At 58.9% G+C, this 22,161-nt stretch carries 20 protein-coding genes and 1 pseudogene; 1 reads left to right on the forward strand and 20 read right to left on the reverse strand.

The window, feature by feature from the left end:
* Window positions 1–24: 24 nt before the first annotated feature.
* From galE to NMK_RS12770, 5 genes are all read right to left on the reverse strand, one after another.
* Window positions 25–1,050, reverse strand: coding sequence for a UDP-glucose 4-epimerase GalE (gene galE / locus NMK_RS12750; protein WP_109016146.1), 1,026 nt, complete (start codon window positions 1,048–1,050; stop codon window positions 25–27).
* Window positions 1,050–2,219, reverse strand: coding sequence for a glycosyltransferase family 4 protein (locus NMK_RS12755; protein ID WP_109016147.1), 1,170 nt, complete (start codon window positions 2,217–2,219; stop codon window positions 1,050–1,052). The genes galE and NMK_RS12755 overlap by 1 nt, the downstream gene beginning before the upstream one ends.
* 178 nt (window positions 2,220–2,397) lie before the next feature.
* Window positions 2,398–3,174: a WecB/TagA/CpsF family glycosyltransferase gene (locus tag NMK_RS12760; protein WP_109016148.1), complete on the reverse strand. Its 777-nt coding sequence runs from the start codon at window positions 3,172–3,174 to the stop codon at window positions 2,398–2,400.
* Between the two features lie 120 nt (window positions 3,175–3,294).
* Window positions 3,295–3,804: a DUF2726 domain-containing protein gene (locus NMK_RS12765; protein ID WP_181376278.1), complete on the reverse strand. Its 510-nt coding sequence runs from the start codon at window positions 3,802–3,804 to the stop codon at window positions 3,295–3,297.
* 108 nt (window positions 3,805–3,912) lie between these two features.
* Entirely contained in the window at window positions 3,913–4,260 is a 348-nt protein-coding gene (locus tag NMK_RS12770) for a hypothetical protein (RefSeq protein ID WP_370848775.1), read from the reverse strand.
* Between the two features lie 121 nt (window positions 4,261–4,381).
* On the opposite strand from NMK_RS12770, the pseudogene NMK_RS12780 reads away from it, so the two are divergent.
* A pseudogene (locus NMK_RS12780) lies at window positions 4,382–5,371 on the forward strand (integron integrase).
* Window positions 5,372–5,432: 61 nt separating this feature from the next.
* Here NMK_RS12780 and NMK_RS12785 read toward each other — a convergent pair.
* The 15 genes from NMK_RS12785 to xrtB all read right to left on the reverse strand — a co-directional run bounded on the left by NMK_RS12785 (window position 5,433) and on the right by xrtB (window position 22,147).
* Window positions 5,433–6,692 carry a type II toxin-antitoxin system HipA family toxin gene (locus NMK_RS12785; protein WP_109016153.1) on the reverse strand — a complete coding sequence of 420 codons (1,260 nt, stop codon included), beginning with the start codon at window positions 6,690–6,692 and terminating at the stop codon, window positions 5,433–5,435.
* Window positions 6,689–6,955 carry a helix-turn-helix domain-containing protein gene (locus tag NMK_RS12790; protein ID WP_109016154.1) on the reverse strand — a complete coding sequence of 89 codons (267 nt, stop codon included), beginning with the start codon at window positions 6,953–6,955 and terminating at the stop codon, window positions 6,689–6,691. The genes NMK_RS12785 and NMK_RS12790 overlap by 4 nt, the downstream gene beginning before the upstream one ends.
* A 228-nt stretch (window positions 6,956–7,183) precedes the next feature.
* Window positions 7,184–8,413, reverse strand: coding sequence for a glycosyltransferase family 4 protein (locus NMK_RS12795; RefSeq protein ID WP_227871479.1), 1,230 nt, complete (start codon window positions 8,411–8,413; stop codon window positions 7,184–7,186).
* Window positions 8,410–10,050, reverse strand: a complete 1,641-nt coding sequence (locus tag NMK_RS12800; RefSeq protein ID WP_109016155.1) for a right-handed parallel beta-helix repeat-containing protein — start codon at window positions 10,048–10,050, stop codon at window positions 8,410–8,412. Before NMK_RS12800 ends, NMK_RS12795 begins: the two co-directional genes overlap by 4 nt.
* Window positions 10,037–11,326, reverse strand: a complete 1,290-nt coding sequence (locus NMK_RS12805; RefSeq protein ID WP_181376279.1) for a glycosyltransferase family 4 protein — start codon at window positions 11,324–11,326, stop codon at window positions 10,037–10,039. The genes NMK_RS12800 and NMK_RS12805 overlap by 14 nt, the downstream gene beginning before the upstream one ends.
* Before the next feature lie 152 nt (window positions 11,327–11,478).
* On the reverse strand, window positions 11,479–12,801 hold the full coding sequence (locus NMK_RS12810) for a nucleoside/nucleotide kinase family protein (protein WP_146187205.1): 1,323 nt from the start codon (window positions 12,799–12,801) through the stop codon (window positions 11,479–11,481).
* Window positions 12,802–12,835: 34 nt separating this feature from the next.
* Window positions 12,836–14,029 (reverse strand): phosphotransferase, encoded by a 1,194-nt coding sequence (locus tag NMK_RS12815; protein ID WP_109016158.1) that lies wholly within the window; start codon window positions 14,027–14,029, stop codon window positions 12,836–12,838.
* A complete protein-coding gene (locus NMK_RS12820) occupies window positions 14,026–14,859 on the reverse strand; it encodes a glycosyltransferase family 2 protein (RefSeq protein ID WP_109016159.1) in 834 nt (277 codons plus the stop codon). Before NMK_RS12820 ends, NMK_RS12815 begins: the two co-directional genes overlap by 4 nt.
* On the reverse strand, window positions 14,856–16,286 hold the full coding sequence (locus tag NMK_RS12825; RefSeq protein WP_109016160.1) for an O-antigen ligase family protein: 1,431 nt from the start codon (window positions 16,284–16,286) through the stop codon (window positions 14,856–14,858). Before NMK_RS12825 ends, NMK_RS12820 begins: the two co-directional genes overlap by 4 nt.
* The gene (locus tag NMK_RS12830) at window positions 16,283–17,011 is read right to left on the reverse strand and encodes a CatB-related O-acetyltransferase (RefSeq protein ID WP_227871480.1); all 729 of its coding nucleotides are present in this window, start codon (window positions 17,009–17,011) and stop codon (window positions 16,283–16,285) included. Before NMK_RS12830 ends, NMK_RS12825 begins: the two co-directional genes overlap by 4 nt.
* Window positions 17,008–18,405 carry a lipopolysaccharide biosynthesis protein gene (locus tag NMK_RS12835; protein ID WP_109016161.1) on the reverse strand — a complete coding sequence of 466 codons (1,398 nt, stop codon included), beginning with the start codon at window positions 18,403–18,405 and terminating at the stop codon, window positions 17,008–17,010. Before NMK_RS12835 ends, NMK_RS12830 begins: the two co-directional genes overlap by 4 nt.
* A gap of 9 nt (window positions 18,406–18,414) precedes the next feature.
* The gene (locus NMK_RS12840; RefSeq protein WP_109016162.1) at window positions 18,415–19,395 is read right to left on the reverse strand and encodes a GDP-L-fucose synthase family protein; all 981 of its coding nucleotides are present in this window, start codon (window positions 19,393–19,395) and stop codon (window positions 18,415–18,417) included.
* A 20-nt stretch (window positions 19,396–19,415) separates the two neighbouring features.
* The gene (gene gmd, locus NMK_RS12845) at window positions 19,416–20,501 is read right to left on the reverse strand and encodes a GDP-mannose 4,6-dehydratase (RefSeq protein WP_109016163.1); all 1,086 of its coding nucleotides are present in this window, start codon (window positions 20,499–20,501) and stop codon (window positions 19,416–19,418) included.
* Window positions 20,502–20,543: 42 nt separating this feature from the next.
* The gene (gene epsI, locus NMK_RS12850; protein WP_227871481.1) at window positions 20,544–21,263 is read right to left on the reverse strand and encodes an exosortase-associated protein EpsI, B-type; all 720 of its coding nucleotides are present in this window, start codon (window positions 21,261–21,263) and stop codon (window positions 20,544–20,546) included.
* Entirely contained in the window at window positions 21,260–22,147 is an 888-nt protein-coding gene (gene xrtB / locus NMK_RS12855) for an exosortase B (protein ID WP_109016164.1), read from the reverse strand. Before xrtB ends, epsI begins: the two co-directional genes overlap by 4 nt.
* Window positions 22,148–22,161 lie beyond the last annotated feature (14 nt).

The raw sequence follows: 22,161 nt of genomic DNA on the forward strand, positions 1-22,161 counted from the left end.
TCCCTGTTCTGTACGCCAGCGCACTTATTGAGCGGTTTGCGCTTCGTGCGACTGCCAATGCCATACGTCCGAACACATCTGGTCGATGCCGCGCGTGGCCTGCCAGCCGAGCAGCTGTTGCGCCAGAGAGGGGTCGGCATAGCATTGCGCAATATCGCCGGGACGGCGAGGCGCGATTCGATAAGGAATTTCGTGCCCGCTGGCCCGGCTGAAGGCCTGCACCATTTCCAGCACGCTATAACCGTGGCCGGTGCCCAGGTTGACGGTGAACAACCCGTGCCTGTTGTCCAGCACGTCGAGCGCCGCCACATGGCCCTGCGCCAGATCCACCACGTGGATGTAATCGCGCACGCCGGTGCCGTCGGGCGTGGGGTAGTCGTCGCCGAACACGGCGAGCTGTTGCAGCTTGCCCACTGCAACCTGGGCGATGTAGGGCATGAGGTTGTTGGGAATGCCGTTGGGATCTTCGCCTATAAGCCCCGACTCGTGCGCACCGACGGGATTGAAATAGCGCAGGATGCCGATGCGCCAATCCTGATCCGAGACAGAGGCATCGCGCAGAATATCCTCGATCATCAGCTTGGAACGCCCGTAGGGGTTGGTTGCCGAGAGCGGAAAATCCTCCCGGATGGGAACGCTGTGCGGGTCGCCGTAGACCGTGGCAGACGAGGAGAAAACCAGTTTCTTGATCCCGGCCTCGGCCATGGCGTTGAACAGAATGACGCTGCCGGCCACATTATTGTCGTAATACTTGAGGGATTGGCTGACCGATTCTCCCACCGCCTTGAGCCCGGAAAAATGCACGACGGCGTCGAAAGGCTGGGCGGAGAAAAGCGCTTGTAAACCGGCACGGTCGCGCAAGTCCAGCTGCAAGAACCCGGGACGTCGTCCGGCGATCTGTTCGATGCGGTCGAGGACACTGGGTTTGCTGTTGCAATAGTTGTCGATGATAAAGACATCGCGTCCCGCGGCCATGAGTTCGACCACGGTATGCGAACCGATATAGCCCGTGCCGCCGGTAACGAGGATGGGCGCGCGTACGGAAGCCATCAAACCCCTAGTTGTTCCAGCTTGAATTTGGGCGCCCGCACATCGGGGATGCGCGGGTTTTCTCGGGCCAGTTCGATCATCTTGCCGCACAGGATGTCGCCTGCCCGATCCCAGGTGTAGCGCTTGGCACGTTGATACGAGGCTTCCCCCATTTGCAGGGCCAGCTTGTCGTCATCGAGCAAGCGATCCAGCGCGCGTGCCAGCGCCTCTGCATTGCCGGGCTTGACCAGGTAGCCGTTGACGCCGATTTCCACCAGTTCCGGCACTGCGCCGATGGCCGTGCCCAGGATGGGCAAGCCGAAATGCATGGCCTCGACAAACGCAATGCCGAAGGCTTCCAATTCGGTCGGCAGGGCGAACACGCGGGCGCCGGTGAAATACAAATGCAAGTCTTCCCGAGCGACGCGGCCGATGACATGGACGTTGTGTTCCTGGATATCCGGGGTGCAGCCGACGATGAAAAGTTCGGCATCCGGGTGATATTGGCGAATCATGCGGAAGGCGTCGAGCAGCACGGGGCCGCCCTTGCGCTTCCAGTCGGTGCCGACGAACAGGACTTTTTTCGAGCCGACCAGCTTGGCTCGCTCGCCCATCTCGATGTTCGGTCCGGACCCGATGGCGAACACGCGGCGCGGCGGCATGCGGTAATCCCAGATCAGCGAATGCCGCACGTATTGCCCCATGGCGAAGATCGCCGTAGACCGCTGGAACACACGGTGCTGGAAGGCGTGCAAATGGTCCAGCGCGCGTTCGGTGGATTGGTAAAGGTCGATGTAGCGCTGCCGTACCGAAGCTAAGGTGACGTCGATGATGGTGAAGTGCGGCACATCGTCCGACGAAGCGTCGAAGCGGGTGGTGGTCTGTACCGTAAAATCGGGCTGAAACTCGCGCGTGATGCGGCGCGCCAGGTGGTTGATGAAGCGAGACGTGGCTGGCGCGTAGAGCAAGTTGCTCTTGTCGAATCCGCGATCCAGCAACGCCTGCCAGGCCATGACCGGGAGATCGAGCAGGTAAGCGAGCCATGCGCGTTTGTCGCGTTTCAACTGCTCCAGCAAATCCACTACCCGGATGCGCGCGCGAGGAAGTTTGCTTTCGAGTTGCTGGATGATGGCCTCGTTGCTGTGAGACCAGCCGCCCATCGTGAACAACAACACGCGCTTCTGGTTCATGTTTTTTCTCCCTGGTGTGCAAAGCTAGACGTCTAGGCGAGCGACGGATATCGGCCTACGAATGCCCGTCTCATGACTCTTCCTGTAAACACAGGCGTTTGGCATGCAGGTAGGCCGATGGCGCATTATTTGCGCCTTGCAGATGGGCTTCTGTTCGCTAGCGCTCTTTGGGATGCGTTCAGGTTTTGAGGCGATAACCGACGAGTTGACGCAGTGCACCGGCCACGAACAAGGTATTGGTGACGAGATAGCGTTTCCACAAGCGACGCGGCTCGCAACACAAGCGGTACAGCCACTCCAGGCCGGTCCGCTGCATCCACAAAGGTGCGCGCTTCAATGTGCCGGCGTGGTAGTCGAAAGCCGCGCCTACGCCTACCATCACCGCGTGGATTCGGTCGCGATGCGCCGCCATCCATTGTTCCTGCTTGGGGCATCCCAGTCCGACAAACAGCACGCCGGCGCCGGAAGCATTGATATGCCGGATCACGGTTTCGTCCTCTTCCGGCGTGAGATCGCGGAAAGGCGGAGAAATGCTCCCGGCGATCTTGAGATCGGGAAACTCCAGCGCTGCCCAGCATTTGAGAGCGGCAAGTGTGTTGGAAGTACTGCCGTAGAAATAAATCGATTTGCCGTGCTTTTCGGCATATTCGCAATACTTGTGCATGAAGTCCGGCCCGTTGATGCGCTCCTGCCGGGAGAACCCCAGCCGCCGTAGCATCCACGCCACCGGCATGCCGTCGGGCAGAACCATGTCGGCTTCCGAAAGCGCCTGCTCCAACCCGCGATTGCGCTGCATCTCGACCACCGCATGCACATTGCAAAAGCATAAATAACGCGATTGCCGGGCATCTGCCCAACGCCCAACGGTCTCGATGCAAGATTCAAAAGTAGCAGCGTCGATGAATGCGCCCAATACCTGGGCGCCATGACGCACGGTCAATGTCGTGGTATCCATGCGCCACAGGGTAGGGGGAGATGATTAGGGCTACGGTACGGTAGCGCACATAGCGCTGGGGCTGAGTAAAAGACTGAGGGGAACTCCCCGGCCTATGCGTCGGCCGGGTACATCTGATGCCTAGTTTGCGATTTCTTTATCAAACGTAGTTACAGTGTTAGGCGAGAATGCGGTTTGAATAGCAGCAACATCCGGAATTGCCTTCGCTTGCCAACGAATGACTCGAATATCGGCTGATGCCAACGCTTTGTCTTTTTTTGCGTCAGCCGCCTGTCGATCCTCTTTTTGATGGGTAGCATCGTCTAGCTCGATGACCGCAACAATGCTCGAATCTTTTTTGCACACGACAAAATCCGCACTCATACGATTGATGCGGTTAAACCAAGCCTGGTAGTTATTGCCTTTTTTAACGCCAAGCAAACGCGAAAGCTGGACTTGAGCCAGGACAATATGCTCAGGCAGGGCTTGTACAAGCCGGAAATAGAGAACTTGCTCAGGTTGGGAAAGCGGCTTTTTCGCATAAAACGGCCAAACCTCATCGCTTATGCTGCCTTGACCTTTGTTTTTGAGCGCGGCCAAAAAGGCTATTACAACGGTGAAAACAACCAGCAGTAGAATAGTGGACCCCATTTTTATTATTTTCCTTTGGAGAGATTGTTTAACGTTTGACATAAGGGGCGGTGCGCGTCGGCGCAGCGTCCCGCTTGATGGATGAGTTAGCCGATTTGTTTGACATGATTAATGACGCGTACCTTTATGGAACACAAATAAATCCAAAACCAAAGCCAAAATGAACAGGCCCCAACCTAGAAACTGGGTGACCTTGGCAAAACGTTTGTAATTGATTTCATTGTTTCTTATGTCGTAATGGTCAACCACGACAGAAAGCATATTTAGAGAAGCGCAAATCATCGCTGCATATAGAAGCCAAGCTGGTTCTCCATGAAAGTGGGTTCCTGGAGTTCGCTTGCCTGGGATATAAATATCATCGACGTAGACACCGACTGTTCCATAAAGCAAAAGGCAGGTGGATAGAAAAATATTCCATGTGCGCGTCGAAGGATCAATTTTATTTGGCACGTACATTTGTTGAGGGCTAACGTTGTATATACACCTGCACAGGCGCATAACTTGGAAAAACGAGGTTTATAATCGGAGGCATTGTTTTTCTAATTATTTGGTTTTTCAATAACTATAAGAAAAAATCATGAATAGCCATCTGCAAAACACACCTCATTCGCCAAAACTGCTTGATCAGGTGCGCGAGCGGCTTAGAACCAAACATTACAGTATCCGCACCGAAACGCAATATCTGCACTGGATAAAGCGGTTTATTCTTTACCACAACAAACGGCACCCTCGCGAAATGGGCGAGGACGAGGTTGGGTAGTTCCTGACGCATTTGGCGACGGTGGGCGGCGTTTCGGCCTCCACGCAGAATCAGGCTTTGTCCGCCTTGTTGTTTCTTTATCGCGAGATATTGAAAACCGAGCTTCCCTGGCTCGATAAGGTCATCAGGGCTAAAAAGCCGCAACGTTTGCCAACTGTGCTTACAAAGGCCGAAGTGGGGAAAATTCTGGATCGCATGGAAGGCACCTATGGCCTGATGGCCCGGTTGCTTTATGGCACCGGGATGCGGTTGATGGAGTGTTGCCGGTTACGCGTGAAGGATATTGATTTCGACCGTGGCGAAATTTTGATCCGCGACGGCAAGGGTGCCAAGGATAGGGTGACGATGCTGCCACAATTGGCGGTGACTCCGCTTCGCGAGCATTTGGCCAGGCGGAGAAAACTCTACGAAGACGATGTTGCCTATGGGATGGCCGAGGTTTATTTGCCCGATGCGTTGGCGCGTAAATATCCTAATCCCGCTACAGAATGGGCTTGGCAGTATGTATTTTGCTCCGGGAGCTATTCTGTTGATCCGCGTAGTGGCCGGGAGCGGCGGCACCATATCAACGAAAAATTGTTGCAACGCTCAGTGAAAAAAGCCGTCACGGCAAGCGGAATTGCTAAGCTCGCCACACCCCATACTTTCCGTCATTCCTTCGCTACTCATTTACTCGAAGGCGGCTACGATATCCGCACTGTGCAAGAGCTGCTCGGCCATTCCGACCTTTCGACCACGATGATTTACACGCATGTGCTGAACAAGGGCGGCCGTGGTGTAGCGAGTCCTCTTGATGGGTTGGTATGAATTACGGCAAAAAGTGGCGCTTAGTCGGTCGAGTTGCAAAGGGTAAACGTTCCAATAGCGCTTAGATTCCCCATCGTGCCTGTAACCGTCGGGTATTTCCTGTGATGTGTTGATTCAGCCGCTCCAGCAGCGATCTTTCTGTTCCGGGACTTGCAATAGGGCTGAGGTCGGTAGTCACGGCATCAATACAGGCCAATAAGCTCGCGGCAATTGTATTCACAATCTTCAGCACGTATTTCGGCTTGAACCCTAGTTCGCGGGCCATGGTTTCGATATGGCTTATTTCGATTTTGCCGGGGATATTCTCACCGCCGATCTTGAATGCAAAAGTTCGCGATAATCCCGGATAAAGCGATGTAGAGAGCAAATCGTAGAAAGGCGCCAAGCGCGCGCCGCCTTGAGGGGGATAGTAGATGGAAAGGTTTTTTGCATGGCTATCATGATTGCCGATGAACAAATTAAAAAACACCCACTCGATCAGCCGTTTGATATCCATGGCTGGCACCCCATGCGTCTGTAGCAAGTGACGGCATCTGGCGAGCGAGGGGCCACCATCGGATTCGTATTTGATGGTCGATGGTTTCCCATCCAGTTGGCATAAATCCAACTGATGCAGTCTTAAAAGTGCTCCCTTTTCGTTGAACATCCGGTCATAGCGCTTGATCAAGGCGGACTTGGCGACTAGTTGATACTCGATTTCTGCTGTTTCAAGACCAATTGCCCGAGCCAGTTTCATCATAAAGACTTCATTCAGTGCCGAAGCCCATACCCCTTCCAGATTGCCGATATTGGGCTTAAGAATATGAGAAGAAGGCGCATTGCCCAGCGGCAGAGCAGGCGTCCCATCCGGCATCAATAGCAGGCTTTTTTTGAATTGGGCTCCTGCAAGCGAGATACGTGTTCCCTCGTTTTGCGATTCAGGCGCTAGTGATACTTCAGTTGGACGCAACGATTGGGCGATTGCTTCCCATGTGGTTGCTTGATACTTAGGCGGCTGCGGTGATTCTCCTGCGGGGAGCAGGGTATAGGCGCTGGCAGTATCGCCCCCTACTGCAGCGAGCAAACCGAATAAGGTGCTCACCTGGTATTTGATTTTGAGCAAATCGCGCAAATTCGCTTCCGGCAGAAGGTTTTCAAAATAGGCTTCCACCGCTTCGCCAGCATGTTCCTGACGGTCCAAACTGAGGGCAGGGGCTATGGGCTTGGCAAATGGCTGAGTTAACCAATCGGCGGCATAAACGAATTTGAGCGGGTGGAGATCGAACAGACTCCCGACCAGCTGAGTGTCGTGGTAGAGATTGAGTGACCGAGCCTCGCTCATGGCCTAGTGCCTTTTTTCTGTATTACAAGTTCCAGGCCCAGCAAGTCGATCACATCCAGCACCTTTTGCAGTTGGACGGTTGGCTTGCCTTTTTCCAGTTCGACGATAAATCGATTGCCTGTGTTGGCGAGACCGATGACATCGGCTTGCGACAGATTTTGCGATTGCCGGAATTGACGCAAGAATCGACCCAACTCTTCGGCGGTTTGTATTCTTGCTTGGAGAGTTAGGGAATGAGAGTTTTTAGGGCCTGAGTGTGCCATGAACTTGTCCCTTAAAAAAGTTACCGTTGAGTAACATAGTAAGGGGTTTTAACAAATAGGACAACAAATATTACCGATGGGTAATTATAAGAATAATTCTATTCTGTCTTAAATGATTTATTACCTCACGGTAATATTTTGAGGGATGAATGCCATTTATTCTTGCGGACGTTAACCGCACGAAATGATAGACATTGGAAAAAAGGCCATCGTGGATGGCATGCGGACTTACTCTCGCTCTCCCATGCGATCCCGAATCGCCTCCCCATAAATCCCCATCAACTGGCTGAAGTTCGTCTCCGGCGTGAATTTCTGTTCGTATTCCTGTCGCGCGGCCCAGCCCATTCTTTGGATGGCTTCGGGTTGGCTGTCGGCCCAGCGCATTTTTTTCACTAGGTCGTTGGCGTCGCCCGGGTCGAACAATAATCCGGTCACGCCGTCTTTCACCAACTCGGCCATGGCGCCCAGACGGCTGGCGATGACGGGGAGGCCGCAGGCGTAGGCTTCCACCAGTGTGCGGGGAAAGTTTTCGTACCACAGGCTGGGCATGACGAGGTAGGCGGCTTGCTGCATGTGCTGGGTAATGGCGGGCGGTTGCTGCCAGCCCATGAGGCGGATGTTGCGGCGGCCCTGGATTAAGGGCTGTTCCGGTCCGGTGCCGATGACGGTGAGTTGGGCTTCCGGGTAGAGCATGGCGGCTTCGCCCAGCGTGCTGATGCCTTTTTCCTGCGAGAGCCGGCCGACGAACAGTGCGCCGTGCCGTTGTTGCCATGATGGCGGCGGTAGATCGACGAAGTTTGGCTTGATGCTGATGCGCTCGCCAGGGAGACCGGCCTGGATGAATTTATCACGACAGAACTGGTTGAGGGCGATATAGCGAGTGACTTCGCGCCGATACGAACCCAGGGCGCGATGGATGCCTTGCATACCTACCACTACGGCCGATTGCACCGCCGAATTGCGATAGCACCGGTGCAGCACGCCTCGCCAGGGCACAGTGCCGATGCAATCTTCGCAAATCTTGCCGTCGCGCAGAAACATGGCCTGGGCGCAAAACAGGCGGAAGTTATGCAGCGTCTGCACCACCGGTACGTGGTGTTCGCGGGCGGCGAAGTAGAGCGATGGCGAGATCAGCGGGAAGGTATTGTGGGCGTGGATGACGTCGGGCCGAAAGCGCTCGCACAGGTCGCCGATTTCCGCCACCGTGCGCTGCGACCAGATGGTGTCCAACGCCACCTGTAAGCGCGGCATGTCCTCGATCTGCCGGTTGTGCTGTCGGTACAGCTTGACCGAAACGCCGTTTTTTTCCAGCAGCGCGCATTCGTCCTTGACCACCGCGTCTTCACCGCCCGCCTGCTGGTACTGGTTGTGCACCACCAGCACTCGCAGCGGTTTGGTGCGTGGCTTGGGTGTGGTTGAGACTATTCCGTGCGTCTCGGCCTGAAAAGCGCTTTTCACAAGGTGGGGCCAGGACGGGTATCGGTAACACCGGGCACCAGTTTCATCAGCGCCGGGTCGATCTGCATCGGCTTGCTGCGGGCGCGGAGCGTCTGGTACCAGGTTAAGTCCGGGTTCTGGCGGCGCTCATCGATAGAGCGTTTGAAAGCCGGGTCGATCGGTTGCTCGATGCGCTGTGAGCCCAAATCTAGCTGGGTTTGCTGCGCCCAATCCTTGAGCTTGGCCTGGAATACGTGGCCCCGGCCCTTGGCGGGATTGGTCTGAGATTCGTCACCGATGTAGAGGTTGTCGTCCGACAGATTGTCGGCGAGATTATCCGGCAGCAGCAGCGGTCCGGCATTCCACGCCATCACGTTACCGAAAATCTTGTCGCTGCGTCCGCTGAAGTCGAAATCGCCGTTGGGATCGCGGCGACCTTCGTCTGCGACGGTAATGCCCTGCATGCGATTGCCGGCGACCAGGTTGAACGCCACGACGGAATTGGACGAATGCGGCAAATAGATGCCGCGCTGGTCGTTGCCGATCACGACATTATTGACGATGGTCGCCTGGTCGCTGGCCTCGTATTGCAGGCCGAACCCCTGGTTGTAGGCGAAGAATCCGCGTTCGATCACGTTGTTGCGGTTTTTCCAGTCGAACCACATGCCGTCGCCCAGGTTGTTGATCGCACGGTGGCCGATCACCTGCGAATCCTGCAAGCCGCCGTCGCCGACGAACTTCGCGCCGCCAGCCTCCCACCATTTGTAGAAGCCGCGCGTGTTGTTGCCGTTGGTTTCGTTGCCGATTAGCTTGTTGCGGCGGCCGCGGACTTTCATGCCCACTTGACCGCAGTTGTCGGCGCTCGAGTTGCGGATCACGATATCGTCGCCGTTAATGTCCATGCCCGCGCTGTCGGCCCAATCGGCGTGAATGTTGTCCAGCGTAATGTGCTGTCCCAGCAGCGTGACCATGCCTGCACGCATGGCCGTTGAGGTGTTGGAGTGCTGGAACGAGATATTGCGTATCGTGACGTTGTTGAGCTTATTGCCGTACAGCAGCTGCGGGCGTGTGCTGACTTCGATCATGTGATTGGCCAGGTCGGTCAATGCCAGTTGCAGCAGCAGGGTGCCCTGGGCGCTGTCGTAGTAAAAACTGTTGGCCGTCATGCTGTCCTGATTGCCTTCGCGGCGGCCGGGCCAGATGCCGCCTTTCTTGTTGTTGAACAAGGGGGCGAGGGGGTGATTGGGCTTCAATGGGTAGCCGCCGAACACGGTCCCGCCGATTTGCGACAAGGCTTGGCCGTCCAGAAATACTTGTTGCGGTTCGGTGTTCCAGGGCTTGGAAAAGCGGCCTTCGCCCAGCGATTTCCAGCCCTCGACCACATCCGATCCTTTCACTAACACCTTGCCTCGCCCTTCGATGACCGTCTCTGCACCGCTCCAGTTGCGCTGCGGAAAAATCAGCGCGTCGCGGTAGGTGCCGGCGGTAATGACGAGATGATCTCCCGGTTGCAACTGCGCCATGGCAGCAGAAAGCGAGGCAAAGTTAGTGCCTGGGCCGCCGCCGTTGGGCGCGACGGAGAGTTCGGCGCTCCAGGCAGGCAGCGCGGCGAATATCAGTGCCAACGCGGTGAGGGCATGTACCCTAGGCTGAGGCATAAGCGATTTCCTCCTGCACGTTTTGAATCGCCGCTCGATAGCCGTCGCCCTGTTCGCCCCATACGCCGCTCACCACCCGACGCCAGGAGTACTCATAGGAGCGTGCCAGGGCCCCGTCGCGCAGTTCGCGTACCAGGGTCGGGTTGGCTGCCAGCTCCGCGAGCGCATCGGCCAGTTCGTGAACGACTTCTTCTGAGGATTTATCCTTCACCGGCACCACGCGTCCGCATTGGCCGTCCACCATCTCGGCCGGCCCGCCCAGCCCCAGGCATACCACGGGCAAGCCGCCCGCCATGGACTCCAGCACTACGTTGCCGCTGGAATCGTGCAGGCTGGGGAAAAGCAAGGCATCGAAGTTGCGATAGGCTTGCATCAGCTCGTGTTGTGGCATCCAGGGCACCCAGGTCACACAATAGGCGAGCTTGAGATGTGCCGTGAGTATTTGCCAGCGCTGCCGCTCCGGCCCCTGGCCGATCATGGTGAGCCGCACGGGAATGCCGCGGCGCGTTACTTCGGCAATCGCACGCAGGCCGATATCCATGCCTTTCCAATGCAAAAATCGTCCGACATACAGGATGTGCAACGCCTGGTGGCTCTTGAACGGCACCACGCGTTGGGCGTCTTCCACCTGGCGCTCTACGCCGATTTCTAGCTGGCAACGCGCTTTCACCCGGTACGGCGCCGGCAGCCAAGCCATCGATTGCGGAGTCTTGAGCAGGATGACCGAGGCTCGCGCATAGGTTTGCCGGACGAACGGGTCGAACCGCGCGAGCCAGTTCATCGCGTCGCGCAAGATTTCCTTGGCTTGCCCACCCAGCGACATCCATTTGCGAAGTTCCATCGGTGCGCGTTCGCCGCCGCCCACGGGGCCGACGACGAAGGGAATGCCGAGCCGCCACATAAAGCTGGGATGCCGCACCACGCCAAAGGTGATGTGATGAACGGTGTCGAAGTTTTCCGTTTGGTGCCACTTGCGCGCCTGTAAATAAGCGCCCCATTGCCATAGCAAGTAGTACAAGTGCACGCCGAACGGGCCCTTCTTCCACCAGCGCGCCCAGGCCGGCAGGTCGTAATAGATAAAATTGAGGTTGCGCGGCGCATGCGTCAGGCCTCGCAAGGCTTTCTCGATCCCTGGACGGTTATTGGCCCGCGTGATCACCCACACCTCGTGCCCCAGCGCTGCCGTTTCCAGCGCCCAGCGCCAACCCACGCCAGGCTCGGAGCCCTTGTCCGGTTCGCACGCATAAGCGGACATCAGTACCTTAAGTGTTTGCATGGCTCGCTCCCTTTCTATGAATAAAAACGGCGGCAAAGGGCGTCTGCGGCGTTGCGCGGTGCTCGAAATCCTCATGTACTAAAGTACATTCCGGTTTCTGCGCGCCGTGCGCCTTGCATCCATCCCTTTGCAGCCGTTTTTGCGACATTGCTCTACTTCCGCGGCGAAAGACCCAAGCGGCGCGCGGTCCTGCGCTGCATGTGGTCGACGATATGCCCGAGCACCGTGGCCACGACCTGCTCGAGCGGTTGGGAGGCGTCGATGACGCTGGCGTGGCGGAATTCGCAGGCGAGCTTGAGATAGGCGCCGCGTTGGCGTGCGCTCTCGGCAAAAGGGACTTCCTGCTTGCGCGCTTGCAGGGCTTCGGGCGGCGCATCGAGGATGAACACGAGATCGGGACCGGGCAGCCAGCGGCCCAGCCATTGCGCAGGCTTGAGCGAGCCGGAATAGCGGTAGCGCCTGGGATCGGCCAGCAAGTCCTGGAAGTAGCGGTCGAACAAGACCAGCGTGGAGCAAATCTTGGCCGGGTACAGCCAGCTCACCGTACCTTTCCAGTAGCTCGCCCAGAAATGCACGAGCTTGGCGAGCGAGCCCAGTGTGCCGCGCGGCGGTTGCGCGTGGGGATCGGTCACGGGCTGGTGCTGCACCTGTTTGCCTGCCGCGCGCGGTTTCAAATGGCGGTATTCCACCTGCCTGAAAGCCGGTGCCATCTGTTTGGCGACTTCGGTGATCACGGCGCTCTTGCCGCTGCCGTCTGGCCCCATGAAGGCGATGCTGAGCCCTGTGGGGTGGATAAAGCGGTTGATCACGCGATAGACGTTACGCGCTGTTTGCCTGAACCTGGAGCGCAAGGATTCGCGCGGGGTGTGACGGTGCAACGCCTCGCGCAGCCGGTCGATCCCCGCCACCACGGTCTGCCATGGGGCAGAGCCGAAGGGCATGGCGGTGCGCACGGCTGCTTCCACGACGTTGGCTTCAGCGGCCGGCAGCAGGGCATGCAAAGCCTTGCTGCAACCCTTGGCGTCTTCCGAAAAGCGCAGGGAGAGTTCCAGCGCCTGCATCTCATTGAGGTTGCCCTTGTCGATTTTCTTGACGAGGTAGTAGATGAAGGCATCGGCGGCCGAAGGTATCCAGAAACCCTGCGGGTGACGACGGCGGTTTTCCAGCACATTTTCGGCGCGCAGCCAACGTCGGCCACGGCGGCGGTAATCGCTGCTCGAATCCGGGTGCAGGTAGATGAGACTGGCGCCGCGCCGCCGCGCCAGCACGAAATAGGTCGCGGTCGTCTCATGGCGGATGGATTGGATGAGATGCGAGCCGCTGCCTGCGGCCAGTGCGGCGATGATCGTCGGCAGCCGGTGCATCCAGTCCGGGTGGACCATGAAATCGATGTCGGACGGGATGACTTCGGGGTAGGTGTCGTAGCCCGCCAGGATGCAGTAGGGCAGGCCCGCGCTTTCGAAAGTGCGGATCATCTGTTCGAACAGGTCCCGGTTGTCGGCCATGCGGTCATCGGCGAGATTCATCGCTCGGCTCTCCCAAAGTATTGCGCGGCAGCCATTCCTCGCGGCATTCCAGCAGGCGCACGTAATCGCGTACCACGGGGTGGCGTGGGTCGAGATGACGCGAAGCCTCGGTGTAGAAAGTCACGGTGTCCAAGAGGTAATGCAGGACCAATGGACCGCAGGCCTCGGCAACGCCGCTATCAGCCCCGAACAGTTCCTTGCCGTGCGAAGCCGCATCGGCCACCAGCAAGGGCATCAGCGCCGAACGCATCGGCCAGCGCTGCAAGGCGCGCGGCATGAGGTGGAAATGTAAAAAGTCGTGCAGCGGATTGCCGTTGGCCTCGGCGTATTCCCAATCGAAGACGAATAGTCGACCATCGGCGATGCCCAGGTTCCAAGGCGTGAAATCGCTGTGCACCATGCAAGTGGGCAAGGGGAGACCGCCAATTCCCTGCTCGATTTCCATGAACACGTTCTGGATCAGCTCGCAGTACTGCGGCTCGACCAGAGGAAGTACGGCCAGCATGCGCCGCTGCAAGCGCAGAAACGGATCGGACTCGCGCCAGGGTTTTATGGTGACGTGCTGTCGTGCCAATACCGAGAGAAATTGATGGTGCATCTCGGTAAAGCGCTGCACGCGGCGACCTTGCGGCAAGGCCAGCATGGCGAGGTAGCGGCGGCCGCAAGGCAACTTGCCATGGCCCAACAACCGGGGCAGGTAATCTGCGGTTTCCGGCACGTGGCCCAGGGTACTCAGCCAATGGGCTTCCTGCTCGATGGCAGGGTCGGCGCTGGCTTGCAGGGCGATCTTCACCACACGCGGCGGCTCGTCCTTGTCGCCGGGATAGTACATGGTGAGCTTTTGCAGCGGTCCGGGGTAGCCGCAATAGAGGGCCGTGGCTTCCAGGTTGCGTGTGCCGAACAGCACGCCGGAGGGGAACTGGCTCAGCTTGACGGTGGAAAGCAAGCCCGAGCCTGGCATCCATTGGTCTAGCGCCAGCAAGGTCTTGCCCCAGAACCTGAGTAATGGATTACGGATGAAAAAACCGACGGCCTGCCGTGCCCGTAGCGGGTCGGTCGGGACCAGCAGGGGTTGGCTGCGTCGCGCGTACAGCACCTTCCAGGCCACTTCACTCCTGGCTTCGGCCTGCTCGTCGCGCAAGGTCGCGAGACGCGGCATCAGTTGCGCCAGGCTCATGCGGCGCCTCCTGAAATGCGATAACGGTCGAGGGCGTGAATGAGCGCTTGCGGCGGGTTGGCGAGATAGCCGCCAGCGAGGCCTTTGCGCACGATGCGCTCAACCCTTGCCAGCTTGTGCAAGGCTGGCCACAGTGTCTGGTCCAGCGCCGAACGGCGACGGATTTCATCGTATTCCACCATGCCCTTGGGACGCAGCGCGCGGGTTTTCTGCTCCGGATACCAGCGCATGCAGGAGAGATAAGCCGGGATATGGGCGATCTGGGTGTGCCGCGAGAAACGCTCCCACAGGTCGGCGTCCATGGCGAGGTTGAAGCGGGGATCGAGGCCGCCGACTTTCTCGTACAAATCCCGCCGCCAGAACATGGACGGCTGCGAAATGTAGTTGTGGTCGAACAGCAGCGCGAAGCGGCTGAAACCCATTTCCTTCTTGGGCCGCAGATAGTTGCCTTCGCCATCGATCCACAAGGAATCGCCATAAGCGGCGTCGACCTCGGGATGCTCGTCGAAAAAGCGCGTCACCGTTTCCAGTGCGCCCGGCAGCAGCAAATCGTCCGAGCACAGCCAGCCCTGGATATCGCCGGTGGCGTGGTCGAAGCCTTTGATCAGCGCCTCGGTCTGCCCGTTGTCGGGCTCGGATACCCAGTAATGCAGGGCTGATGCGTGCTGCTTGATGATATCGACGCTGCCGTCGGTAGAACCGCCGTCGATGACGATGTATTGCACGCCTGCGGGTTGCTGCTCCAGTACGGAGCGCATGGTGGCGTCGAGGTAGCGTCCCTGCTGGTAGGAGCAGGTGACGATGCTGATGGAGGGGCGTCGAATATTCATGTTCTGCTATGTTTCAAACGATACAAACGATTTTTGCGAGGTGCGGCTGGCTCATCAGTGCGGTCGGCCTCAGAAGCGGCATCGCCATCGAGTTCTTGCCGCTGCCGATGCAGCCCGATACCCAGCAACATGCCGAAAATGCCCCACAGCAACAGCGATTTCGCAGGCTGCAGCAGGATGGGGTTGAATGCGTACACGGCAATGCTCATCAAGCTCATGCAGGCGAAGGTATGCCCGGCAATGCTCATCTGGTCGCGGCGACGCTTGCTTAGTACATGGCGATACGAGAATCGGCCCACACGGACATACGCCCACAACCAGAGGAATATTGCGAGCACGCCGCCTTGGGCCAGGAAATCCAGCACGTCGCTGTGGGTGGGCAGGTTGCCGCGGGCGACCAGGATCTGGAATCCGGTGAATTTTTCGGTGCCGGCGCCGGTAAAGCTGGTGCCGTAAAACGGCGATTCCAGGAAGCGCTCCCAGGCTTGTTCGTAGGTGTGCATGCGATAGCCGGGATTGCCGCTCGGCATGATCTCGCCGCGTTGGTAAGCGAGGTAGCCCGCCAGCGCCAAGCCTGCGATGATCACGATCACCATCCAGAACAAGGTCCAGAAGCGGAAGGTCACGCTTTCACGGAAGCGGAAGCGCCATTCGGCAAGCCACAGGTAAATCAGCGTCAGCGCCAGCACGATAAAACCGGTGTTCTTGCGGAACAGCAGCCCGGCGATGACGAAGAACAGCGTCATCAGCGTCGGCCACACCTTGCCCGGTTGCAGCGCGAAAAACACCATAAGCGGGATGATGAGGAACTCCAGTTCGTGATAGGGCGAGGAATGATCGTCGTGCATGATCGCCATCTTGAGCGTCATGAACAGGCTGGCGAGGATGGCGAAATAGATGAACGATTTCACCATGGTTTCGCGCGCGGCCGATAGCATCACCACCCGCGCCGTCACCAGCGCGAACAGCATGTACAGCCCCACGGTAATGAAGCTGTTGCCGATGCCTTCGTGCTTGCGGGCGTACAAGCTGCCGAGCACGATCCATCCTCCCATTAACGCAAGCGGCAGCGCGGCCTTGAGCACCTCCCAGTAGCGCCGCTTGTAGCGGTCATAAAGCCGGGAGAGGTCGGATACGAAAATCTTGGTGCCGATGTTGATCATGATCGCGCCCGAGAGCGAAATCATGAGCGGCAGGTGCTTGGTGAGGCCGATTTTCTCCAGCCGCAGCGAAAACGGGTCGGCCACGTAGAACAGCGCCAGCCAGAAGCCGAGCATGAACCAGTAGTCGGCCAGCGACATGCGGGCCCGTGCCTCGTCGACGTACTTGCGGGTACGCCAGACCTGGGCCTGGAACGGGGTGCGGATGAGCCGGGTATTCATGAGATTGGTATTCATGAGGTTGGTATTCATGAGGTTGGTATTCATGACGACACCTTGGCGAGTTGCATGGCGGCGAGTTGACGCAAGTCGGCGGCATCCAGCTCGTTGATGGCCTCCAGGATGGCTTCGGGCGACCACTCGCGCGTCATGAATCGATGCGCGATAACGTCGAGCTGATGCATGTTGAGATCCCACCAGCGCCAGGACAGCAACGCCTCGATGGTGCGTTCGTCGAAGCGGTCTCGAATGGGCCTGGCGGGTACGCCGCCCACAATGGAGTACGGCGCCACGTCCTTCACTACTACCGCGCCTGCAGCCACGATGGCGCCGTGGCCGACGGTGAGCCCGTCCAGCACGATGGCGCCCGCGCCTATCCACACGTCGCTGCCCACGGTTGATCGTGGCAGTTCGTCCTCGCTATCGCTGCGGGCGAAGCTCATGCCGGCTTGCAACCGGGTGGAATAGAACGCCGGATGGGTGGATAGCCGATCGACCGGATGCTTGCCCAACCCGCCCAGCAACACATTCGGCCCGATGCTGGAAAACGCGCCAATATCGGTAAAACCGACGCGCGAGCCTTCCGAAACGTAGCTCATGCGGCCCAGCGACACGGCGCGCAGCGTGCTGCCCTGATAGATGCGGTTGTAGCCTGCAAAACGGCAATCGGGACTGGCATAGCTGCGGATGCTGGCCCAGAAGCGCGGCAACTCCTTGGACAAACGGCGGCGGCGCCACAACATCCACTCGAACCGATCGAAAGCCTCGCTCATGGCCGGTCTCCCCGCAGGGCGGTCATTTTCATGTTGCAGTCCATCAAATCGATAGGCTGGCTATCACCGCCTTTGTTTTCGGGTGCCTTGCCTTCAGGGGCATGCTTGGGCGCTTCTTCCTCGGCGATTCGCTGCCGGACCTTGATCGCGCCGGCAATCGAATATGCCAGCCCCATCAGCGTGCCGCTCAGCAGGGCCAGCATGACGCCGGTTTCCTGCAGGCGGTTGACCACGGCGACGCCGACGAGGATGGAGACCACCGACATCACTACACCCGAGCGAATAATCACGCCAGTCGCCTTCACCGTGCGCAGGAAGAACGTCACTTGTCGCAGGTAGAACTGCACGAAGATAAGCGCCGCCTGCCATGCCACCAGCACCGCCGTATCGGCGTAGGAGTCGCCATAGAGCAGATGGGTAAGCGGTGTGGCGAGGAGGGTGAGCACGATCAGCACCGGTAGTAGCAGGGCCGTGCCGATGGCAGTGATGCGCCACATGTAGTGCATCAGCCCGCCCAATCCTTCATGGCCGAAGTGCCGTGCCGCGATGACCGGCACCACGTTTTCCATGGCCTGGAACAGGATATTGATCGGCCCCACGATGTTCTGTGCTGCGCGCACCCCGCCGGCTGCTTGGGCGCCAACCGCACTGGCGCCTATCATCAGCACACCTTGCGTACCCATCCATTGCAGTTGCCAGGCCATGAGGTAGTCGCGCCCGGTGCGCCAGCCTTCCTTGAGTACCGCCTTGGCGTGGGCGAATACCGGTTCCACGCGGTCGTGCATGAAGCCGAAAATGAAGGCTGCAAGCGAGGTCGCGGCGATCACCCAGAAGGCGCTCGCGACCGAGAGCGTGCCTTGCAGCATCATCAGCGTGAGAAATACCACCTGTCCGCCGTAGCTGATGCAGTCGTTGATGAACGCGCCCTTGGGGTATTCCTGCACGAAGTAATAGCGGCGCTGCCAGTCCTGCAACTGGAAGCACAACAGCGCGGCGTTGAGCGCGACGATGACGCCGGGCCCGAGACCAACCAGTTTTTCCAGTCCGAAAGCGTGGGCGAACAGGGCAATGATGGCCACAGCTACGGCCAGCACGCACGACAGTGTCAACTGCAAGGCGAACACCCCCTGCAAATAGCGGCTGCGGACATCGTTATCCATTTGCGGCGCGGCGCTCATCATGGGCTGGAAAATCAGCGCGTTCTGGAACGAATTGACGTAGATCATCAGCGCCTGCAACAGCACGAACACGCCGAAGGCTTCCGGCCCCAGCACACGCGCCAGCAAGACCCCGGTGACGAAGTTGCTGCCGCTGACGACGGTTTGATCGGTGAGCGCCCAGTTGGCGTGGCGATAACGGTTGATGAGGCGTTGGACTTGGTAGGGCAATAGCATAAAGAGGCTTCAAGCCTGGAAGGCGTGCGTGCGTTGGTAAAGTTGCTTTTGTTCTTCCACGTAGGTGCGGTAGGTCATGGCGAGACCCTCCTTGAGCGGAATCCGCGCCTGCCAGCCCAGCTCCCGCATGCGCGAGACATCCAGCAGCTTGCGCGGCGTGCCGTCGGGCTTGGTGGTGTCGAACACTAGCGAACCCCGAAAACCCACCACCTCCATGATGTTCTCCGCCAGTTCGCGGATGGAAACGTCGGTGCCGGTGCCAAGGTTGTAAAGGCCATCGCCCACGCCGCGCTCCATGAGAAATACGCAGGCGTCGGCGAGGTCGTCTACGTGCAGGAACTCGCGCATGGGCTTGCCGGTGCCCCACACCATCAGCGTCTTGTCGCCGCGCAGCATGGCCTCGTGCGTCTTGCGCAAGAGGGCGGGCAGCACATGGCTATTCAACAGGTCGTAGTTGTCGTTGGGGCCGTAGAGGTTGGTCGGCATGACGCTGAAATACTGCGTGCCGTATTGCCGGTTGTAGTTTTCGCACAGCTTGATGCCGGCGATCTTGGCCACGGCATAGGGTTCGTTCGTCTGTTCCAGCGGCCCGGAGAGCAGGTATTCCTCCTTGATCGGCTGCGGACAGTCACGCGGGTAGATGCAGCTCGATCCCAGAAACTGCATGCGTTTCACCCCGGCACGATAGGCGCCTTCGATCAGGTTGGCCTCGATCATGAGGTTCTGGTAGATGAAATCGGCACGGTAATTGTTGTTGGCGTGGATGCCGCCTACTCTCGCCGCGGCGCAGAACACGTATTCGGGTTTTTCGCGGGCCAGAAAATCGAACACGGCTTGTTGGTTGGTAAGGTCCAGTTCGCGGTGCGTGCGCAGGATCAGGCTGCGATAGCCCGCCGCTTCCAACCGCCGTACGATGGCCGAGCCCACCATGCCGCGATGGCCGGAAACGTAGATCCTGGACTTGGTGGAAATAGTGTTGATGAGGGCCATGGCTGTTTTCTCCGCTACGTTTATTCGTGATAGGCCAAGGTGCGGTAGCCGTGGCTCTTGACCAGGTGATCGCGCTCGGCGGTGTGCAGGTCTTCCTGCACCATCTCCCGCACCATGTCCTCGAACGGGGTCTTGGGTTCCCAGCCCAGCTTGCGCTTGGCCTTGCTGGGGTCGCCCAGCAACGTTTCCACCTCCGTGGGGCGGAAGTAGCGCGGATCGACGGCGACGATGCAGTTGCCGTTCTCGTCATAGCCTTTCTCGTCCACGCCGTTGCCGCGCCAGGTAATCTCCATGTCCAGCTCGGCGGCGGCGATGTTGACGAAATCGCGCACGCTGTATTGGCGGCCGGTGGCGATGACGAAATCCTCGGGCTGGCTCTGTTGCAGCATCAGCCACTGCATCTCGACGTAGTCCCGCGCATGACCCCAGTCGCGCAGGGCGTTGAGGTTGCCGAGGTAGAGGTGCTCCTGTAGTCCCAGTTTGATACGGGCCAGGGCGCGGGTGATCTTGCGTGTGACGAAGGTTTCGCCGCGACGCGGGGATTCGTGGTTGAACAGGATGCCGTTGCAGGCGTACATGCCGTAGGCCTCGCGGTAGTTCACCGTGATCCAGTAGGCGTAGAGCTTGGCGGCGGCGTAGGGGCTGCGCGGATAGAAGGGTGTGGTTTCCTTTTGCGGAGTTTCCTGTACCAGGCCGTAGAGTTCGGAGGTGGAAGCCTGGTAGAAGCGCGTCTTGTTCTGCAGGCCCAGAATCCGCATGGCTTCGAGGATGCGCAGCGTGCCGATGCCGTCGGCGTTAGCGGTGTATTCCGGTTCTTCGAACGACACGGCCACGTGCGATTGCGCGGCCAGGTTGTAGATCTCGTCCGGCTGCACTTGCTGGATAACCCGAATCAGCGCAGTCGAATCGGTCAGGTCGCCGTAATGCAGGAAAAAGCGCTGGTCGTCGTGGTGCGGGTCTTCGTAGATGTGGTCGATACGGTCGGTGTTGAAGCTGGAGGCGCGGCGCTTGATGCCGTGTACCTCGTAGCCTTTTGCCAGCAGAAATTCTGCAAGGTAGGAGCCGTCCTGGCCCGTAATGCCGGTGATGAGTGCAACCTTGAACATAATCTCTTTCCTGTCGTTGAAATGAAGGACTACTGCCCCGGTTTACTGTCCGAGGCGCCCTGCCACGCGAACACGGGTGCTGGGGTCCATGCTTGCGAGCATGTCGGCGATGAAACGCTCCTGCACGCGGTAGGCCTCTTCCGTGTTGTTGTCGATGGAGGACACCCGCACCAGCATGCCGTCGGGCACTTTGCCGGTGAGGCCGTAAGCGATTTGCTGGATCTTGCGGCTGAGGCCGGGCAAGGTGGCCTTGTCGCCGATGGTGATCCAGTAGGTGATGGGTTCGTTACGCGGACCTTGCACGGCGAGCAGCCGGCGCACGGGCAGCTGCCCGAACGGCGTCAGCAGGTCGCCGATGCGGTTGCGCAATATCTGAAAGCCCTGGGCGGTGTAGCAGAACTCGGGACGGTGCACCTGGCTGCCGTCGCCGCTCTGGTCGGCGCCGTAGGCGATGGAAAGCATGATGCGATGCCCTGCACCGTCGGCATAAGACCGCGCCAAGGTCTGGCTGTAGATGGCGTCCAGCCGAGACTTGACGTCCGGGCTGGGGTTGACCGGCACGATGCTGGTATCGAGATGCCAGGCACCGAACTGCTTGGGGATGACCTCTTCCAGCTTTACGGCCGGTTCCTGATCTGCCAATCGCTGCTCAGGCTTCAACTTGATGGCAAGCCCGGAGGACGCCACCATCAAGAGCCCGATGATGATGGGGGCGATGAGGGCAGGGCCTCGCGAGGGCATCGGGTGAAGATGTTGGCTCATGCGGCGCTCCTGCGGCGGAACAATGTCGATCTCAACAATTTGTCGAATCCGAGCAGCAGCAACAGTGCGACAGCGAACAAAAGCATGCCCGCCGCGCTATGGGCGAACCCCTGGCCCGCCTCGTCGCCGAATTGGTAGGTGATGAGCACCAGCACCATGACGCGGATGACGTTGGCGATGAACGCAATCGGGAGAATCGCCGCTAGCATGAGGCCGATATGCAGCCAGTTGCGGTAGCGCATGAGATAGAGGTAGAGCAGGCCCAGCGCCGACAGGCTGAACATGGAATTGAGTCCCGAGCAGGCATCCGCCACCAGCAACTGATACGGCCCGATGCTCAGCACCACCCCATTGCGGGCAATGGGTAGCCCTCCGTAATACAGCAGGTTTTCTGCGACGGACGAAACCTGGGTCTTGAGTGCGCCGGTAATCACCGTGATCAGCAGCCCCGGCAGCGGGATCATGAATAGCAAAAACAGCAGCGGAAACCACAGCATGCGCAACGTCTGCCAACCTCGCATCAGCAGCACGATACCCACCAGCATGGGGATGAGGCCGGCGACTTCCAGCGTATCGATGGATTGCGAGCGGCCGATGACGAATGCGGCGAGGCCGAACAATAGCGACAGCCAGCCCATGATGGAGCCGGGCCGCGGCACACCGGAGGCGAGCACGCTGCGCTGCTGCCACACCAGCCAGATGAAGACCATCAGTATGATCGGCCCGTGGCCGTTTTCTTCCGAATCCCAGGTGGTCTGCGCCAGATGGATGAATGAAGGAATGCAGATGGCGGCCAGCCCGATGACGACCGGGAGCCACAACAGCCATGGGCGCGGCAGCGTGTTGCGGACTAGCAATGGGAGCGTGGATTCTTGCTGCGACATGGGTTTCGACTTGT

Origin of the sequence: Novimethylophilus kurashikiensis (assembly GCF_003112435.1) — a bacterium.
Taxonomy (GTDB): domain Bacteria; phylum Pseudomonadota; class Gammaproteobacteria; order Burkholderiales; family Methylophilaceae; genus Novimethylophilus; species Novimethylophilus kurashikiensis.

What these genes read in the sequence shown, in the direction of transcription:
- galE (WP_109016146.1), bottom strand. Translation starts at nt 1,050, where the DNA reads ATGGCTTCCGTACGCGCGCCCATCCTCGTTACCGGCGGCACGGGCTAT.
- NMK_RS12755 (WP_109016147.1), bottom strand. Translation starts at nt 2,219, where the DNA reads ATGAACCAGAAGCGCGTGTTGTTGTTCACGATGGGCGGCTGGTCTCAC.
- NMK_RS12760 (WP_109016148.1), bottom strand. Translation starts at nt 3,174, where the DNA reads ATGGATACCACGACATTGACCGTGCGTCATGGCGCCCAGGTATTGGGC.
- NMK_RS12765 (WP_181376278.1), bottom strand. Translation starts at nt 3,804, where the DNA reads ATGGGGTCCACTATTCTACTGCTGGTTGTTTTCACCGTTGTAATAGCC.
- NMK_RS12770 (WP_370848775.1), bottom strand. Translation starts at nt 4,260, where the DNA reads ATGTACGTGCCAAATAAAATTGATCCTTCGACGCGCACATGGAATATT.
- NMK_RS12785 (WP_109016153.1), bottom strand. Translation starts at nt 6,692, where the DNA reads ATGAGCGAGGCTCGGTCACTCAATCTCTACCACGACACTCAGCTGGTC.
- NMK_RS12790 (WP_109016154.1), bottom strand. Translation starts at nt 6,955, where the DNA reads ATGGCACACTCAGGCCCTAAAAACTCTCATTCCCTAACTCTCCAAGCA.
- NMK_RS12800 (WP_109016155.1), bottom strand. Translation starts at nt 10,050, where the DNA reads ATGCCTCAGCCTAGGGTACATGCCCTCACCGCGTTGGCACTGATATTC.
- NMK_RS12805 (WP_181376279.1), bottom strand. Translation starts at nt 11,326, where the DNA reads ATGCAAACACTTAAGGTACTGATGTCCGCTTATGCGTGCGAACCGGAC.
- NMK_RS12810 (WP_146187205.1), bottom strand. Translation starts at nt 12,801, where the DNA reads ATGATCCGCACTTTCGAAAGCGCGGGCCTGCCCTACTGCATCCTGGCG.
- NMK_RS12815 (WP_109016158.1), bottom strand. Translation starts at nt 14,029, where the DNA reads ATGAGCCTGGCGCAACTGATGCCGCGTCTCGCGACCTTGCGCGACGAG.
- NMK_RS12820 (WP_109016159.1), bottom strand. Translation starts at nt 14,859, where the DNA reads ATGAATATTCGACGCCCCTCCATCAGCATCGTCACCTGCTCCTACCAG.
- NMK_RS12825 (WP_109016160.1), bottom strand. Translation starts at nt 16,286, where the DNA reads ATGAATACCAACCTCATGAATACCAACCTCATGAATACCAATCTCATG.
- NMK_RS12830 (WP_227871480.1), bottom strand. Translation starts at nt 17,011, where the DNA reads ATGAGCGAGGCTTTCGATCGGTTCGAGTGGATGTTGTGGCGCCGCCGC.
- NMK_RS12835 (WP_109016161.1), bottom strand. Translation starts at nt 18,405, where the DNA reads ATGCTATTGCCCTACCAAGTCCAACGCCTCATCAACCGTTATCGCCAC.
- NMK_RS12840 (WP_109016162.1), bottom strand. Translation starts at nt 19,395, where the DNA reads ATGGCCCTCATCAACACTATTTCCACCAAGTCCAGGATCTACGTTTCC.
- gmd (WP_109016163.1), bottom strand. Translation starts at nt 20,501, where the DNA reads ATGTTCAAGGTTGCACTCATCACCGGCATTACGGGCCAGGACGGCTCC.
- epsI (WP_227871481.1), bottom strand. Translation starts at nt 21,263, where the DNA reads ATGAGCCAACATCTTCACCCGATGCCCTCGCGAGGCCCTGCCCTCATC.
- xrtB (WP_109016164.1), bottom strand. Translation starts at nt 22,147, where the DNA reads ATGTCGCAGCAAGAATCCACGCTCCCATTGCTAGTCCGCAACACGCTG.